This window comes from Streptomyces malaysiensis subsp. samsunensis, from assembly GCF_024519315.1.
GTDB lineage: Bacteria > Actinomycetota > Actinomycetes > Streptomycetales > Streptomycetaceae > Streptomyces > Streptomyces malaysiensis.
Genome location: NZ_JANIIC010000076.1, coordinates 1 through 16414, shown reverse-complemented (window position 1 = coordinate 16414; position 16414 = coordinate 1). Strand labels below are relative to the sequence as shown.

The window sequence follows — 16414 nt, the reverse complement described above, 5'->3', positions numbered from 1 at the left end:
CCTGACCCGTTCACGTCGAAGGGAAAGCACGCGCAATGCCTCGACGATCACTGACCATCGCCATGTCCACACGCCCACCGGGCCGCTTCAGCGCGCGCCGGTCCGTACTGCTGGTCCTGCTCTCGGTGCTGCCCGCCCTGGGCCTTGTCTTCTTCTCCGGAGGCAACGCTTCGGCACACGGCGCCCCGATGGCGCCGGGCAGCCGCACCTACCTCTGCTGGAAATACAGCATGTCCTCGACCGGTGAGGTCAAGCCGACCAACCCGGCGTGCAAGGCCGCGTTCGACAAGAGCGGGGCGACGCCCTTCTACAACTGGTTCGCGGTGCTCCGCTCGGACGGCGGGGGCCGCACCAAGGGGTTCATCCCGGACGGCAAGCTGTGCAGCGGCGCGGCCACCGTCTATGACTTCTCCGGTTTCGACCTGGGCAGCAACGACTGGCCGGTGACCCATCTGACGGCCGGGAAGTCGATGCAGTTCTCGTACAACGCCTGGGCCGCGCACCCGGGGTCGTTCCGCAGCTACGTCACCAAGGCCCCGATCGACCCGACCAAGCCGCTCACCTGGAACGACCTGGAGGACCAGCCGTTCAACACGGTGACGGACCCGCCGCTGTCCGGCCAGGTCGGCACGGTCGACGGCAAGTACACCTGGACGGCCAATCTGCCCTCCGGCAAGAGCGGGCGCCACATCATCTACACCGTGTGGACGCGCTCGGACAGCCAGGAGACCTTCTACAGCTGCTCCGACGTGGTCTTCGACGGCGGCAACGGTGAGGTGACGGTCCCGGGCGCCACCAGCGGCGGCGGTGGCGGCAACCCCACGGACCCGCCGGGCAACCCCCCGACGGCCGCCTGCTCCGCCACCCAGAAGGTGACCAGCACCTGGAACGGCGGCTACCAGGCCGAGGTGACGGTCACCAACTCCGGTGCCACGCCCATCTCCTCGTGGATGGTCGACTGGACGGTGCCGTCCGGGCAGCGCATCGACAGCGTCTGGAACGGCAAGCTGACCGCCACCGGTTCATCGGCGTCGGTCACCAATGCCGACTGGAACGGTTCACTGGCCACCGGGGCGTCCACGACCTTCGGCTATGCGGCCGGCGGCGGCTCTCCGGACACCGCGGCCGCGCCGATCTGCATGGTGCACTAGTCTGCCTTTCACACACCGGTCCACGCAGGTGCTCCGACCCGCTCACTGATCTGTCAGGTGCACCTCATCCCGCGCCGGTCTGCCGCTCCTTCCCCCTCGTGGGCGGCAGACCGGCCTCGCCCGGGAAAACCGCGTGGACACGGGGAGACGGCCACCCATAGAGTGCGGGCACGCCCTTGATCGAGGAAGGAGGCGAGAGCAATGGACATCACGACGTTTCCGCGCTCCCGCCCCCTGTCCGCCGGGCGTATCCGCGTCTGATCACGCATCCGACCGGGAGCGCATCACTCTCCTGGAAGGAACCCCATGACCGATCTGGTCATCCGCGCCCTCACCGAGGGCGACGCCCATCTGTTCCACACCCTGCGGGTCCCCGCGCTCGTCGGCCGGGGCCGCTTCGGCCACACCTACGCCACCGTCGACCAGGGCGGCGAATACCGCCCCGAGTGGACCTGGGTGGCGCTGCGCGAGGGGCGGGTCGTGGCCCGCGCCGCATGGTGGTCCGGGCCCGAGGACTCCGCGCCCATCGCCCTGGACTGGTTCGACTTCGCCGAGGGCGAGGCCGACGCCGCCGCCGAACTGCTGCGCACCGCACCGCTGCGCGCCGAGTACAGCCTGCTGGCGCCGCCCGGCTGGCGTGATGAGCCCGAGGCACGGGCCGCCGCCCGGGCCCGTATCGACGCCGCCGTGGCGGCCGGGCTCGAGCCGCTGGTCGAGCGCTACCGCTATGAGTGGACGTCGGAGTGCGGGCTGCCCGAGCGCCCGGGGCGGCTGGAGTTCCGGCCGGAGCCCGATGACGCGGCGATCGAGGACGTGCTGCGGCGCATCATGCCGGACACGCTCGACGCCCATGACCGGCGCGCCATCGCCCGGGGAGGTGTCGAGGCCGCGGTGCGCGAGCTCATGGACTTCTTCGCCTGGTGCCCCTCGCCGCGCGAGTGGTGGCGGCTGGCCTGGACACCCGAGGGTGAGCTGGTCGGCATCCAGGTGCCCGCGCACAACCCGTCGGGTCCGTGTGTGGGCTTCATCGGGGTCGTCGCCGAACAGCGCGGCCATGGCTATGCGTACGACCTGCTCGTGGAGTGCACACACGACCTGGTGGAACGGGGGGCCACGAAGATCGCGGCGGCCACGGACCAGCCCAACCTCCCCATGGCCGCGCACTTCGCCAGGGCGGGCTACCCGATCACCCAGGAGCGCATCGACCTCGTCTGACCGGTGTCGCCCTGCTGCGCCGCCGGTGCCGCGTCCCGCAGCATGGTCGGGGACCGCCGACGGGTCGACGTAGGGAGACGCCAGTGCTGTTCGAGGTGTGGGCGCCGCACGCCGGGCGGGTCGGGCTCCATGTGGACGGACACGACCGCCCCATGGAGCCCGACCCGGACCGCGCGGGGTGGTGGCGGGCCGAGGCCGGGGCCGGGCACGGGACGCGCTACGGCTTCGCGCTCGACGGCGGCCCGCCACTGCCCGATCCGCGCTCCCGCCGCCAGCCGGACGGCCCGGAGGGGCTGAGCGCGGTGGTCGACCACTCCCGCTTCCGCTGGGAGCGGGAGTGGTTCGGGCGGCCGCTGCCCGGCGCGGTCCTCTACGAGCTGCACATCGGCACCTTCAGCCATGAAGGCACCTTCGACGCGGCGGCCGAACGGCTGCCGCACCTCGCCGAACTGGGCGTCACACATGTACAGCTGATGCCCGTCTGTCCATTCCCCGGGACCCATGGCTGGGGCTACGACGGTGTGGCGCCCTGGGCGGTGCACGAGCCGTACGGCGGGCCGGAGGGGCTGGTGCGGTTCGTGGCCGCCGCGCACCGGCACGGCCTGGGCGTGGTCCTCGACGTCGTCCACAACCATCTGGGCCCCTCCGGGAACCACCTCCCGGCCTTCGGCCCGTACTTCACCGACACCTACCACACCCCCTGGGGCGCGGCGGTCAACCTCGACGCGCCCGGCTCCGACGAGGTGCGGGCGTACTTCATCGGCAGCGCGCTCGCCTGGCTGCGCGACTTCCGCCTCGACGGGCTGCGGCTGGACGCGGTGCACGCGCTGCGCGACACCGGGGCCCGGCACTTCCTGGCCGAGCTGTCGGCCGCCGTGGACGCGCTGGCCGCCCGCACCGGCCGCCCGCTGTTCCTCATCGGCGAGTCGGACCTCAACGATCCGCGCACCACCACCCCGCGCGAGGCGGGCGGCCACGGTCTGCACGCACAGTGGAACGACGACTTCCACCACGCCCTGCACACCTTCCTCACCGGTGAGCGGCAGGGCTACTACGCGGACTTCGCCGCCGAGGGGCCCGGGGCCCTGGTCAAGACGCTGATGGGCGGCTTCTTCCACGACGGCACCCATTCGACGTTCCGGGGCCGCCGCCACGGCAGTCCGCTGAACCCCCACACCACCCCCGCGCACCGGCTGCTCGGCTACGCCCAGACACATGACCAGGTCGGCAACCGGGCGGTCGGCGACCGGCTCTCCGCCCGGCTCTCCCCCGGGCTGCTGGCCTGCGCGGCGGCCGTGGTGCTGTGCGCGCCCTTCACCCCGATGCTCTTCATGGGCGAGGAGTGGGGCGCCCGCACGCCCTGGCAGTACTTCACCGACCACCAGGATCCGGAGCTGGCCGAGGCGGTGCGGTCCGGCCGCCGCCGGGAGTTCGCCGCCCACGGCTGGGCGGAGCGCGATGTGCCCGACCCCCAGGACCCGGCCACCCGGCTGCGGTCCTGTCTGGACTGGCGGGAGCCGGAGCGGGAGCCGCACCGGGCGCTGCTCGACTGGTACCGGAAGCTGATCGCGCTGCGCCGTGCCGAACCGGCCCTGACCGACCCCACCTGGTCGTACACGGGTCTGTCCACCGGTTCGGACGGCTGCTTCAGCTTTCAGCGCGGCCCGCTGCGGGTCCTTCTCAACCCGGGCGACCGGCCGGTCAGGACCTGGCTGGGGCCCCGGACCGGCGAGATCACCGAGGTGGTCGCCGCCTGGCGGCGGATCGAGCCCCCGGGCCCGGACGGCACGCTGAGGCTGCCGCCCGAGACCGCCGCCGTGCTGCGCGTGGGCCGGGGCTCCTGAGCCCGATCCCGCTCGGGGTCAGCCCTGCTCGGGGTCAGCCCTGCTCGGGGTCAGCCCTGCTCGGGGACAGTCCTGCTCGGGGACAGCCCTGCTCGGGGACAGCCCTGCTCGGGGTCAGCCCTGCTCGGGGTCGAGCCGCAGTGAGATGGAGTTGATGCAGTACCGCTGGTCGGTCGGGGTGGGGTAGCCCTCCCCCGAGAAGACATGGCCCAGATGCGAACCGCAGCGGGTGCACCGCACCTCGGTACGGACCATGCCGTGCGAACGGTCCTCGATCAGCTCGACGGCCGAGCTGTCCGCCGGGTCGTAGAACGACGGCCAGCCGCAGTGGCTCTCGAACTTCGTATCCGAGCGGAAGAGCTCCGCTCCGCACGCCCGGCAGGAGTAGACGCCGACCGTCTTGGTATCGGTGTACTCACCGGTGAAGGCTCGCTCGGTACCGGACTCCCGCAGTACGTGGTACTCCTGCGGGGTCAGTTCCGCGCGCCACTGCTCCTCCGGTTTGTCGATCTCGTACGCCATGGGGACGGACCTCCTCAGTTCTCCGGGCTTTGCAGACGGGCGAGAATCTCCGGACCGAGGTCGGTCACATCACCCGCGCCCATGGTGAGAACAAGGTCACCCGGCTTGGCCATTCCGGCGATCAGCTCCGGCACCGCTCCCCGGTCGTGCTCGGCGGTCACATCCGCCCCCTGGCGGGCCGCGGCGTCGATGACCATGGCGCTGGTGACACCGGGGACCGGGTCCTCGCGGGCGGGGTAGATGTCGAGGACCACGGAGGCGTCGGCGAGCGCGAGCGCCTCGCCCATCTCGGCGCCGAGCTCCTGGGTGCGGCTGAAAAGATGCGGCTGGAAGACCACCAGGACCCGGCCCTCCCCGGCGCCGCCGCGGATCGCCTCGAGATCGGCGGCGATCTCGGTGGGGTGGTGTGCGTAGGAGTCGATCACCTGCACCCCGGCCGCGGTGCCCTTGAGCTGGAGCCGCCGCTTGACGCCCGTGTACGAGGCGAGGGCGGGGGCCAGCTCGCGGGGCGGCACGCCGAGGGCGGCGCCCGCGGTGAGGGCGGCCACGGCGTTGAGCGCGTAGTGGCGGCCGGGGACGGAGACGGTGAAGGTGAGCTCCGCACCGCCCAGGGACTCCGCGAGCCGGACGGTGACCTCGCTGGTCAGCCCGTGCGGCTCGATGGCCAGGACCCGCACGTCCGCGCCCTCGTCCGCGCCGTAGGTGAGCACCCGGAGCCCCTCGCGCCCGGTGACCCGGGCGGTCAGCTCACGGGCGCCGGGGTGGTCGGCGGAGATCACCAGCGCGCCGCCGGGCCGGATCCGGCCGACGAACGTCTCGAACGATTCATGGATCTCGTCCATCGAGGCGTAGTTGGCGTGGTGGTCGAGCTCCACATTGAGGATGATCGCCACCTCGGGCGCGTACTTGTGGAAGCTGCGGTCGCTCTCGTCGGCCTCGGCGACGAAGATCTCGCCATCGCCGTGGACGGCGCTGGAGCCGGGGGCGTCCAGATCGCCGCCGATGACGTACGACGGGTCCAGGCCGAGGGTACGCAGCGAGACGGCCAGCATCGAGGTCGTGGTCGTCTTGCCGTGGGTGCCCGCGACCGCGATCGGCCGGGAGCCGTCCATCAGCGCGGCGAGCGCGTCGGAGCGGTGCACCACCGGGATACCGCGCTCCCGCGCCGTGACCAGTTCGAGGTTGTCGGGGCGGATGGCGCTGGAGATGACGACGCTGGTGGCGTCGGTGGCGATGTTCCCGGCGGAGTGGCCGATATACACCGTGGCGCCGGACTCCCGCAGCGCCCCGACGATCGGCGAGTCCTTGGTGTCGCTGCCCGAGACCCGTGCGCCGCGCATGGCGAGGACCTTCGCCACACCCGACATCCCGGCGCCGCCGATGCCGATGAAGTGCGGTCGATCGAGCGGGTCGGAGGCGGTGCCGGCCGGTGCCATGTACGGGTCTCCCCTGGTGCTCGGTGGGTTGGTGCTCGGTGTGTGCTGTCGGGCCGATTCTCGCACCCCCGGCGGCCCGCCCCCGCCGATGGCCGCGGAACCGGGGGTGCGGGACCGGGACCGGGGGTGCGGGACCGGAGGGCGCGGGACCGGAGGGCATGGCTCGGCCGATGGCTGCCGGGGCCTGGTCCGGGGCCGGGCTGGGACTGGGGCCGGGCTGGGCCTGGCCGGGGCCGGGAGCTCGGCCACGCCGGGACTGAAGCCGGGAGCTGGGCCGCGCCAGGACCAGAGCCGGGCCTGGACCGCGTCGAGACCGGGGCCGGGCCCGGGGCCGCCGAGCCAGGACCGCCGCGCCAGAACCGGGGCCGGGCCCGCCGCGCCATAACCGGGGCCGGGCCCGGGGCCGCCGGGCCTGGACCTGGGCCTGGACCGGGCCCGGTGCCGCCGGGACCGCCTGGGCCGCGCCGGCCACGGCCCCGGGTCGTGGCTCAGCCGCCGGACGTGGGCTGGTCCTCGTCCACCGCGTGCGAGAACAGCTTCAGCACCGGGACGCCCACCTTGTGGCGCGCCCGCGAGGCCCAGTCCCGGTGGAAGAACTCCTCCACGAAATGCGGGGCGGTGAGCACGATCACCTCATCGGCCCGGGTCTCCTCCACGACACCGCGCAGCACCTCCAGCGGATGCCGCTGGACGACATGGCCCCGGGCCCGGCTCCCGGCCGCCTCCAGCGCCGCCACGGAGTGGGCAAGCGCCCGCTCGGCGGGCTCCAGCGCCTCCCGGCCCTCCGGCTCCTCCCCCTCCTGGGCGGCCTGCTCCAGCTCGCCGAGGGCGATGTCGTCGATCGCGCGCAGCAGCCGGTCCTTGCTGCCCCGGGGCTGCATCAGGACGACGAAGGAGATCGGGTCATCGCCGTGCAGGGTGGTGACGAATTCCACGTCGGCGGGGGTCAGGGGCTTCTCGATCATCAATACGCTCGTGAACACGGCGGATGCCCTTCTCCTTCGCGATCCTTTTCGCGGGTTTGCAGACGTTTTTATAAGTTATTGGTAAATCCGACGGTAGCGGGTGAAAAGAAACCCGGCTTCCTCCAGAACAGAAGCGAGAGCGAACCGTTCCGGTTCCCTCAACTCGGGTCCGTTCATGATTCGCTTCGCGTCCCCCGCGGTGGCCAGGGGGGCCACCGCCAGACACAGCTCGTCCAGCACCCCGGCCGCCGCGAACTCCGCCAGCAGCGTGGGGCCGCCCTCGGTCAACAGCCGGGTGTGGCCGAGCTCCGCGAGCGCCGTCACGACCGCGGCCGCGTCCACCCGCCCGGAAGGCCCCGACCCGGCGAACACCACTTCGACCCCCGCCGCGCGGGCCCGCCCGACCCGCTCCTCCGCGGCCGTCGCGCCGGTGATCACGATCGTCGGGACCAGCGGCTCGGTGAACAGCGGCCGGGAGAAGTCCAGGTCCAGGCTCGCGCTCACCACGGCGATCGCGGGCGCGGACGACTGGCCGAGCGCCGCCCGCCGCTCGGCGAACGCCTCACGGGCACGCGCCGGGCGGTAGCCCTCGCGGCGTACGGTCTCCGCGCCCACCACCACGGCGTCGGCGAGCCCGCGCAGCACCCCGAAGATCCGCATGTCCGCGTCGGAGGACAGGGCCTTCGACCGGCCGTCGTGATGGGCGGCCCCGTCCAGCGAGGACACCATGTTCGCCCGCAGCCAGGCGCCGGAGGGGCCGTGCGGCGGCTCCGGGTACGCATAGGCGTCGGCCAGTTCGCCAAGGCCCCATTCGCGATCTTCGGCGGATGCTCGGGCGGACGCCACGGCGGATGCTTCGGCAGACGTTTCGGCAGGCACGGGGAACAGGCGTCGCATAGGCCGCAGTGTGACATGCCTCCCTCTCGGACAGTGCTCCGGTGAAGAGCGACTACCCTGGACATCCGTGTCCGCACCAACCACCGCATCCGGCTCGGCAGGCCGCATAGCCGCCGAAGCCCCTTCAGTTCCGGCCGCTCCGTCCGCCCTCACCACCCGTGCGCCGCAGGTTCCGGCGGAGCGTCTGGTCGCCGAGATGGTGCCCCCGCCCCGCTTCGCGACCGTGAGCTTCGACAACTACATCACCGACCCCGGCCAGCCCAGCCAGGCAGAGGCGGTCGAGGCGCTGAGAGGGTTCGCCGGACGGCTCGGCGGCGGGGCGGACGCGAAGGGCGGACGCCGCAGGCACTGGTTCCGCCGGGAGGCCAGGCCCGCCGTGGACGGCGGACCGCGCGGCATATATCTCGACGGTGGCTACGGCGTCGGCAAGACCCATCTGCTGGCCTCCCTGTTGCACACCACCCCCGCGGCCCCCGAGCTGAAGGCGTTCGGCACCTTCGTGGAGCTGACGAACCTGGTCGGCGCCCTCGGCTTCCAGCAGACCGTGAAGACCCTGAGCGGCCATCGGCTGCTGTGCATCGACGAGTTCGAACTGGACGACCCGGGCGACACGGTCCTGGTCTCCACGCTGCTGGGCAAGCTGGTCGAGGCGGGCGTGGCGCTCGCCGCCACCTCCAACACGCTGCCCGGCAAGCTGGGCGAGGGCCGGTTCGCCGCGGCCGACTTCCTGCGCGAGATCCAGGGGCTGTCCGCCCACTTCCGCGCGCTGCGCATCGACGGCCAGGACTACCGCCACCGCGGGCTGCCCGCGGCCCCGCCCCCGTACGCCGACGAGATAGTCATCCAGGCGGCGCACCGGACCCCCGGCGCCTCGCTGGACGACTTCCCCGCCCTGCTGGACCATCTGTCCCGGGTGCATCCGAGCCGCTACGGCGCGATGTGCGACGGCGTCCAGGCCGTCTGCCTGACCGGGGTCACCCCGGTACCCGACCAGTCGACCGCGCTGCGGCTGGTGGTGCTGGCCGACCGGCTCTACGACCGCGAGGTGCCGGTGCTGGCCTCCGGGGTGCCGTTCGACCGGCTCTTCAGCGAGGAGATGCTGAGCGGCGGCTACCGGAAGAAGTACTTCCGGGCGATATCCCGGCTCACCGCCCTCGCCCGGGACGCCAAGGGGCTGGCCGAGGCGTCGTACAGCCGTTGACCGGACGGTTCCAGCGCATCGCTGATCGAACGGTTCCCGAGCACCCGCACCCGTGATACACACATGCGGTCATCTTCTCTGTCCGCCAGCAGGGAGTTACCGCATGTCAGCGACACGACGTCAACTGCTCGGCCGCACCGGTGCGCTGGGGGCCTCCATCGCCTTCACCGGCGCCGTCTCCGAGCTCTTCGCCGGAACGGCCGCGGCCGCCGAACCCGATCCCCAGCCGCTCGGCCGGGGCGGCTACGGCCCCCTGGTCCCCGACCCCGATGGACTGCTGGACCTCCCCGAGGGGTTCCGCTACCGGGTGCTCTCGCGCGAAGGCGATGAGCTCCGCTCCGGTGAGGGCAAGGTCCCCAGCCACTGCGACGGCATGGCCGCCTTCCCGGGCCGCTCCGGCGGCCGCCACGGTGCCAGACACCTGGTCCGCAACCATGAGAACCGCCCGGACGCCGCGATCCGCGTCCCCGCCGTGGCCGGTCTCACCTACGACCCGACGGGCATGGGCGGCTGCACCGCCCTGGAGCTCGACTCCGGCAACCGCGTACGGTCCGAGCGGGTGGCCATCGCGGGCACCGCGGTCAACTGCGCGGGCGGCCCCACCCCCTGGCACACCTGGCTGACCTGCGAGGAGACCGAGGACCAGGCCGGTACGAACGGCTACACCAAGGACCACGGCTTCATCTTCGAGGTCGACCCCTACGATCCGCGCCGCACCGGCGCCGTGCCGCTCACCGCCATGGGCCGCTTCCAGCACGAGGCCATCGCGGTCGACCCGCGCAACGGCGTCGTCTACGAGACCGAGGACGCCTTCGACAAGCCCTTCGGGCTCTTCTACCGCTTCCGGCCGAAGAAGCCCCTCGGCGGCATCGGCTCACTGCGGGCCGGTGGGGAGCTCCAGGCGCTGCGGGTGCCGGGGGTGCCCGATCTGTCCACCATCCAGGAGCCGGGCACCACCTTCGACCGCGTCGAGTGGGTGGACGTCCCCGACCCACTCGCCCGCCAAACCCCCATCCGCTTCCAGGACTTCGGCCCCGGAGGCATCACCCACGCCCAGAAGCTGGAGGGGTGCTACTGGGGCGGTTCGTCGGTCTACTTCGTCTCCAGCTTCGCCAAGAGCGCGGACGGCTCGGCCGCTGACCACTACGGTCAGATCTGGCGCTACGACCCCGATCGGCGGCGCCTCACGCTGGTGATCGTCTTCGGCCCGGAGACGGATGTCCAACTGCCCGGAGAGTCCCCCGACAACATCACGCTCGCGCCCAGCGGCGGCCTGATGGTCTGCGAGGACGGCAACGGCGCGCAGCACGTCTTCGGGGTCACCCGGCGCGGCGAGGTCTATGCGATGGCCCGGGGACAGCAAAACCTCGGCACCCCGGAGGAGCCGGAGTGGGGTGAGTTCGCGGGCGTCACCTTCGCACCGGACCGCCGCACGATGTATGTCAACTGCTACACCCCGGGCACGACGTTCGCCGTGACGGGGCCCTGGCGCCACTGAGGGCTCCGCGGAAGTGGGCTGATCTGCCGTTGATCGTCTGCGGCGCCGTCGCCCCTTCGGGGCGCCCCGAAGGGGCGCGAGGAACTGCGCGACCAGCCACGAAGGCGCCGCGGACGATCAACGGCAGATCGGGGCACTTCCAGCAGGTCAGGGCACTTCCAGCGGAGCGTCAGCCCGAGCAGGCGGTGCGCTGGCCCTCCTGCCATTCGCAGACGGGGCACAGCGTGGCCCCGGGACGCGAGGCGGGGTACTCGGTGGGCTCGCCGCACAGCACGCAGTCGGCGTGCGGCGGGCCCTCGGGAAGTTCCGTACGGTCGTCCATGCCCCGAACCCTACGACCGGCGGGAGCTGAGCACGCAGGCCAGCGCGGTCGCCCCGGCGGCGGCCGCGCCGGTCAGGGCCAGGGGCAGCAGGGGCATCGGCACGGCGCCGCTGTGCGAGCCGTCGACCAGCCCCGACACGGCGGCGTTCGCGGGCGAGGCACCGGCCACCGACACCAGCAGCGCGGCGAGCATGGTGGACGGGATCGCCCAGCCGGGGCGCCGCAGCAGCGGCCGGTTGCACAGCGCGCCGACGGCCGTGCCGAGCAGAGCGCACGCGACGGCGGCGAGCAGCCCGGCGACGGTCGCCTCCGGTACCGGGACCTCCTGCCGGTGGTCCGCGGTGTGCGGATCGCTGACCGCCGCGACGAACAGCGTCCCGGCGGTGCCGAGCACCAGCGCCGCGCCCAGCCCGGTCAGCACGGAGGCGAGGTGCGCCCGGCCGGGCCCCACCGCCGCGGCGGCGCAGTCGCGGGCCGCGGCGGGCTCCTGGGTGACGCCCACCCGCACCAGCCAGGCGGCGACGGGCAGCAGCGCGGCGGCGGCGTAGCCGAGCGAGTCGAGGATCGGCTGCCCGGTCTGCACCCCGATGCCGAGGAACGCGCCGTAGAGCAGCAGTGGCGGCAGCCAGCGGTGCGAGCGGACCAGCAGGGCCGCCTGGTAGCGCAGCAGCGCGGTCATGCCTTCCCCTCCGGCCCTTCGGCGGGCCGCGGAAGCCCTTCGGTGAGCTGTTCCGGGGGCGCCTGCGGCGCCTCGGCCCGCTCCTGGGGGCCGCCGATGGTCGTCACAGCGCGGATGTGCCAGGGCGGCCGGGCCGTGAGGAGGGCGCGGAGCAGGGCGTCGGAGTGCGGCGCCGCGACACTCAGCCGTACGACGCGGCGGCCGGTGGCGACCGTGTCGGAGTCATGGACGGGCGCGCCCGGCAGGTCCGTCGGCAGTGCGGCCCCGGCTCCCGGCGGCGCCTCGGCCTCCACCCGGACCCGTGGCCCGGCGGGGGGCGCCGGCGCGTGGTCCACCGGCTCCAGCCGGGTCTCGGCGACGCGCAGCACCCGGGCCGGGACCCCGGCGAGGCGGCGCGGATCGTGGTCGACGAAGACGACCGCGCCGCCGTCGGCGACGCGCTCGGTGACCGCCGTGTCCAGCACCCCGCGCGCGGCCTGGTCGAGGCCGGTCCACGCCTCGTCCAGGACCAGCAGCCCGGGGGCGGCCAGCAGCGCCTGGGCCACGGCGACCTTCTGGCTGGTGCCCTTGGACAGTTCGGCGAGCGGGGTGGCGGCGTATCCGTCCGCGCCGAACCGCTCCAGCCACTCCCCCGCCCCGCGTGCCGCCACGGCGCGTGACAGCCCGTGGATCCGGCCCAGATGGGTGAGGTAGCCGAGGGCGGAGAAGGGCAGCTCGGCCGGGAACCGCTCGGGGACGTAGGCGGTGGGCGGGCGGCCGGTGATCCGGCCCGCGCTGGGGGCGTCGATCCCGGCGAGCACCCGCAGCAGCGTGGACTTGCCGCTGCCGTTGTGCCCCTGGACGCGGGTCAGCGAACCCGGCGGCACATCGAGATCGACACCACGCAGCACCCACGGCCCGCCCAGGCCGTAGCGGCGGCCGACTCCTCGCAGTCTCATGCCGGTTGAGCATAGGCGCGCCCCCGGCTCCCGGCGGCCGGGGCGGCGTGTGTCTTCTGGCGGCCGGGACGGCGTGTGTTTTCCGGCGGCGGGGGCAGCGTGTTTTCCGGCGGCCGGGACGCCGTGTGTCAGACCGGCGCCCAACGGCCCGGACGCCCGCTGCCAAGTCCGGTGCCCGGCGGCCCGGACGCCGTGTGCCGAGACCGTCGTCCGGCGGCTCCCCGCGGCGGTCCTGGCACACTGGGCGCGTGACCAGCACCGACGCCGACACCGAGACCGGCACCTCAGCGACCACTCACCAGGGCACCGGATCCGGCGCCCGCAGCAGCCCCTTCCGGCACTCCGAGACCGACCGGGACGCCGCGCCGCAGTTCGTCCTGCCCCTGGTGGTCCGGATCGAGAAGGCCGCGCCCCCGGCACGCACGGACGCCCTGGAGACGGCGGCGCGCGCGGTGCTGGTGCTGCTGTCGGACGAGCGGGCGAGGACCACCGACGGCGCGGACGGCGAGAACGGTGTGGACGGCGAGTGGGCCCAGGCCGTACGGGACTGGCAGGACGCCCGGATCCGCAAGGTCGTACGGCGGGCGCGCGGCGCGGAGTGGCGGCGCGCGGCCCAGCTGCCGGGCATCACGGTCACGGGCCGGACACCGGCCGCGACCGCCGCCGGGGACGAGCCTTCGGCGACCGCCGGGGACCAGACCTCGGCCGCCGCCGAGGTGCGGGTGTTCCCGCCGGTGCCACTGGACGGCTGGCCCAAGGAACTCGCCAAGCTCCAGGTCTCCGGCACCGACCTGGACGACCCCGTGCCGCCGCCCGCCCCCGACCTCACCGGTCCGGTGCTGTGGCTGAGCCCCCAGGTGGAGATGTCGGCGGGCAAGGCGATGGCCCAGGCCGGACACGGTGCGCAGCTGGCCTGGTGGGAGCTGGACGACGCGGAGCGGGCGGCCTGGCGCGAGGCCGGGTTCCCGCTGGCGGTGCGCACGGCGTCGGCCGAGCGATGGGACGAGCTCACCACGAGCGGGCTGCCGGTGGTGCGCGACGCGGGGTACACCGAGATCGCGCCGGGGTCCTGCACGGTGGTGGCGGACCACCCGGCGCTACGGCGGCGGTAAGGCCGTCCGCGGCGCGCCGGGTTCCTTCCGCTCCCGGGGCCGGCTCAGCGGATCGGCGGAAGTCGGCCGCGGTGCGAAAGGCGCCCCTTCGACGCCTTTCGCACCGCGCGGCCGGCCACGACGGGGCCGCGGCGGGCCGACTGCGGCTCAGCGCACTTCCAGCTGCCGGCGGAGCGCTCAGCCCCTGCGGCGGCGGATCGCGCGGGTGACGACCGGCGGGAGCACATCGGCGGCGATCCGCCGGACCGCGGTGGGGCGACGGCGCGGCGCGGCGGTGGACGCCGAAGCGGTGGACGCGGAGCGCGGCTCGGGGTCGGGGTCGGGGTCGCGCGGCTCATCGACGTAGCGGGAGGTGGGCGGGGTCGGGTTCGCGGGCTTCCCCGAGAACCGCAGCACCCTGCGGCCCGCGATCTCCTGCACGCTGGTGTGCATCCCCTTGCGCCACGCCTCGTCCGCGAGCATCTCGTCCTGGATCGGCCCGGGGTCGCCCCAGGTGCCGTAGAGCTTCTGCGTGGACAGGCAGATGGGCCGCAGGCCCCGGGTGAACACCGCCTCCCAGGTCGCGGCCGCCACGCCGGGGGTGTGCTCGGAGCGGAAGTCGTCGAGGACGACGAGACCGTCGGGCACCAGCGTGTTGTGCGCGGTGTCGATGTCGCCCGCCACATGCTCGTACAGGTGGGAGGCGTCCACGTGGATGAAGCGGCAGGTGTTCGCGCCGACGTGGTCGGGCACGACGGAGGTCGGCCCCTGGATGACGACCGGGAGCTCGTCCCAGAACGCCAGGTAGTTCTGCTCGAAGGCGGTGCGGGTCAGGGTGGAGTACGACTTGCGCGCCTCCGCCGCGTTCTTCTCGTCCGGCGCCTCCGCGTCGAACAGGTCACAGACCGTGAACTGCTCGTTCGCCCGCAGATAGGAGGCGGTGAAGATGGCGCTCTTGCCCATGTAGGCGCCCATCTCCATCAGATCCCCACGCTGCCCGAGGCGCTCCTGACGGGTGAGGAAGCGGTCGAACAGCACTTGGTCAAGGCTGGGGAACCAGCCCTTGACGTCATTGAGATTGCGGGGACGCTGGGCCGCGGGAGCGGTGGTGACCGTCATGTGGCTCTCTGTTCGTCGATGGCGGCGGTCTGGAGAGACGTGTCCGGTTGTAGGTGTCCGGGATCCCCAGGGGGGCGGGGTCCTCGGGGACGGGGTCCCGGGGGACGCGAGTGGCCGCCACGGTCGCAGTGAAAGGCAACGCCGGGCCGTATCTCTTGTGACCATCTTGTGACCACGTCTCCTCCGGAAGGTCTTACGGGGCGGTGACGGAACGGCGTGGACGCGGGCTCCGGCGCCCGCTCGGGCCTAGCGTCGGGCCCATGCGTGTACTGGTCACCGGAGGTGCGGGCTTCATCGGCTCGCACATCGTCACCGCCCTCACCGAACACGGCCATGAGCCCGTCGTCCTCGACGCCCTCCTGCCGGCCGCCCATCCGACGCCGCCGCCCCCTCCGCTGGACGGGGAGTGGATCCACGCCGATGTGCGGGACCGGGAGGCGGTGGCGGCGGCGCTGCGTGGCGTGGACGCCGTATGCCACCAGGCGGCGATGGTCGGCCTCGGCAAGGACTTCGCGGACGCCCCCGCCTATGTGGGCTGCAACGACCTGGGCACCGCGGTGCTGCTGGCGGCGATGGCGGAGCGCGGGGTGCGCGAACTGGTGCTGGCCGGGTCCATGGTCGTCTACGGCGAGGGGCGCTACGACTGCCCCCGCCACGGCCGGGTACGCCCTGGTCCGCGCGCCGAGGCCGATCTCACGGCGGGCCGCTTCGACCCCCGCTGCCCGGGGTGCGGCACACCGCTGCGGCCCGGTCTGGTGGAGGAGGACGCACCGGCCGATCCCCGCAATGTGTACGCGACCACGAAGCTGGCCCAGGAACATCTGGCGGCGGCCTGGGCCCGGTCGGCGGGCGGCCGCGCGGTGTCGCTGCGCTACCACAATGTGTACGGGCCGGGCATGCCGCGCGACACCCCCTACGCGGGGGTCGCCTCCTTCTTCCGCTCGGCCCTGGCGCGCGGCGAGGCGCCCACGGTCTTCGAGGACGGGGGCCAACGCCGGGACTTCATCCATGTCCGGGATGTGGCCGCGGCCAATGTCGCCGCCCTGGAGGCGGCCTCGGAAGTGGTGGCCCCGTCCACCCTGACCGCGTACAACACCGGCAGCGACGACCCCCATACGGTGGGCGAGATGGCCACCGCCCTGGCCACGGCGTTCGGCGGCCCGGCACCCGTGGTGACGGGCGAATACCGGCTGGGCGACGTACGGCACATCACCGCGTCATCGCACCGAATCCGCGAACAGCTGGGCTGGCACGCGGCAACCCCCTTCACCAATGGCATGACGGAATTCGCCCACGCCCCCCAACGCGCGGGGGTGTGAGGGGGCGGGGGCCGCGGTGTGAGGGGGCGGGGGCTCGGTGTGCGGGGGCGGGGGCGGGGGCGCGAGGGAGCGGGCGTTCGAGGAAGCGGGCGGGGCCGGGGGCGCCTACGGGGTATCCGGCGGATCTGCGGTTCTTCCCCCCCCCCCCCCCTCCCCCCGCCCACCAAAAGCGGCTCCCCCCCGTAACAGGGGCCCCCCCCCATGGCCGGAGGCCCCC

Annotated in this window: 15 protein-coding genes; 7 read left to right on the top strand and 8 right to left on the bottom strand. The window is 73.4% G+C overall.

The window, feature by feature from the left end:
- Nucleotides 1-35 precede the first annotated feature (35 nt).
- The 3 genes from NQU54_RS41545 (at nucleotide 36) to treZ (ending at nucleotide 4210) form a co-directional block, all read left to right on the top strand.
- Nucleotides 36-1151 carry a lytic polysaccharide monooxygenase auxiliary activity family 9 protein gene (locus NQU54_RS41545; RefSeq protein WP_257635521.1) on the top strand — a complete coding sequence of 372 codons (1116 nt, stop codon included), beginning with the start codon at nucleotides 36-38 and terminating at the stop codon, nucleotides 1149-1151.
- Between the two features lie 306 nt (nucleotides 1152-1457).
- Nucleotides 1458-2366 carry a GNAT family N-acetyltransferase gene (locus NQU54_RS41540; protein WP_257635520.1) on the top strand — a complete coding sequence of 303 codons (909 nt, stop codon included), beginning with the start codon at nucleotides 1458-1460 and terminating at the stop codon, nucleotides 2364-2366.
- A gap of 83 nt (nucleotides 2367-2449) precedes the next feature.
- Nucleotides 2450-4210, top strand: coding sequence for a malto-oligosyltrehalose trehalohydrolase (treZ, locus tag NQU54_RS41535; RefSeq protein WP_257635519.1), 1761 nt, complete (start codon nucleotides 2450-2452; stop codon nucleotides 4208-4210).
- Nucleotides 4211-4324: 114 nt separating this feature from the next.
- Here the strand turns inward: treZ and msrB are convergent, their stop codons facing one another.
- The 4 genes from msrB to NQU54_RS41515 all read right to left on the bottom strand — a co-directional run bounded on the left by msrB (nucleotide 4325) and on the right by NQU54_RS41515 (nucleotide 8030).
- Nucleotides 4325-4732: a peptide-methionine (R)-S-oxide reductase MsrB gene (gene msrB / locus NQU54_RS41530; protein ID WP_069867157.1), complete on the bottom strand. Its 408-nt coding sequence runs from the start codon at nucleotides 4730-4732 to the stop codon at nucleotides 4325-4327.
- Between the two features lie 14 nt (nucleotides 4733-4746).
- A complete protein-coding gene (gene murC, locus NQU54_RS41525; RefSeq protein WP_257635518.1) occupies nucleotides 4747-6168 on the bottom strand; it encodes a UDP-N-acetylmuramate--L-alanine ligase in 1422 nt (473 codons plus the stop codon).
- Between the two features lie 488 nt (nucleotides 6169-6656).
- Nucleotides 6657-7133, bottom strand: coding sequence for an indole-3-glycerol phosphate synthase (locus NQU54_RS41520; RefSeq protein ID WP_069867159.1), 477 nt, complete (start codon nucleotides 7131-7133; stop codon nucleotides 6657-6659).
- Nucleotides 7134-7208: 75 nt separating this feature from the next.
- Entirely contained in the window at nucleotides 7209-8030 is an 822-nt protein-coding gene (locus NQU54_RS41515) for a pyrimidine reductase family protein (RefSeq protein WP_257635517.1), read from the bottom strand.
- 106 nt (nucleotides 8031-8136) lie between these two features.
- On the opposite strand from NQU54_RS41515, the gene zapE reads away from it, so the two are divergent.
- Together zapE and NQU54_RS41505 are read left to right on the top strand one after the other, a co-directional pair.
- The gene (gene zapE / locus NQU54_RS41510; RefSeq protein ID WP_257635544.1) at nucleotides 8137-9231 is read left to right on the top strand and encodes a cell division protein ZapE; all 1095 of its coding nucleotides are present in this window, start codon (nucleotides 8137-8139) and stop codon (nucleotides 9229-9231) included.
- A gap of 103 nt (nucleotides 9232-9334) precedes the next feature.
- A complete protein-coding gene (locus NQU54_RS41505; RefSeq protein WP_257635516.1) occupies nucleotides 9335-10729 on the top strand; it encodes an alkaline phosphatase PhoX in 1395 nt (464 codons plus the stop codon).
- Between the two features lie 169 nt (nucleotides 10730-10898).
- Here the strand turns inward: NQU54_RS41505 and NQU54_RS41500 are convergent, their stop codons facing one another.
- Genes NQU54_RS41500 through NQU54_RS41490 form a run of 3 tightly spaced genes read right to left on the bottom strand, consistent with a single transcriptional unit; the run spans nucleotide 10899 to nucleotide 12668 of the window.
- Nucleotides 10899-11051, bottom strand: a complete 153-nt coding sequence (locus tag NQU54_RS41500; protein ID WP_167459947.1) for a hypothetical protein — start codon at nucleotides 11049-11051, stop codon at nucleotides 10899-10901.
- 10 nt (nucleotides 11052-11061) lie between these two features.
- The gene (locus NQU54_RS41495; RefSeq protein WP_257635515.1) at nucleotides 11062-11730 is read right to left on the bottom strand and encodes an ABC transporter; all 669 of its coding nucleotides are present in this window, start codon (nucleotides 11728-11730) and stop codon (nucleotides 11062-11064) included.
- Nucleotides 11727-12668 (bottom strand): ABC transporter ATP-binding protein, encoded by a 942-nt coding sequence (locus NQU54_RS41490; protein WP_257635514.1) that lies wholly within the window; start codon nucleotides 12666-12668, stop codon nucleotides 11727-11729. The genes NQU54_RS41495 and NQU54_RS41490 overlap by 4 nt, the downstream gene beginning before the upstream one ends.
- 248 nt (nucleotides 12669-12916) lie before the next feature.
- On the opposite strand from NQU54_RS41490, the gene NQU54_RS41485 reads away from it, so the two are divergent.
- Nucleotides 12917-13780 carry a peptidyl-tRNA hydrolase gene (locus NQU54_RS41485; RefSeq protein ID WP_257635513.1) on the top strand — a complete coding sequence of 288 codons (864 nt, stop codon included), beginning with the start codon at nucleotides 12917-12919 and terminating at the stop codon, nucleotides 13778-13780.
- A 177-nt stretch (nucleotides 13781-13957) separates the two neighbouring features.
- Here NQU54_RS41485 and NQU54_RS41480 read toward each other — a convergent pair whose 3' ends face one another.
- Nucleotides 13958-14878: a class I SAM-dependent methyltransferase gene (locus tag NQU54_RS41480; RefSeq protein WP_257635512.1), complete on the bottom strand. Its 921-nt coding sequence runs from the start codon at nucleotides 14876-14878 to the stop codon at nucleotides 13958-13960.
- A gap of 260 nt (nucleotides 14879-15138) precedes the next feature.
- Between NQU54_RS41480 and NQU54_RS41475 the strand changes: the two genes are divergently transcribed.
- A complete protein-coding gene (locus NQU54_RS41475; RefSeq protein ID WP_257635511.1) occupies nucleotides 15139-16197 on the top strand; it encodes an NAD-dependent epimerase/dehydratase family protein in 1059 nt (352 codons plus the stop codon).
- Nucleotides 16198-16414: the final 217 nt, after the last annotated feature.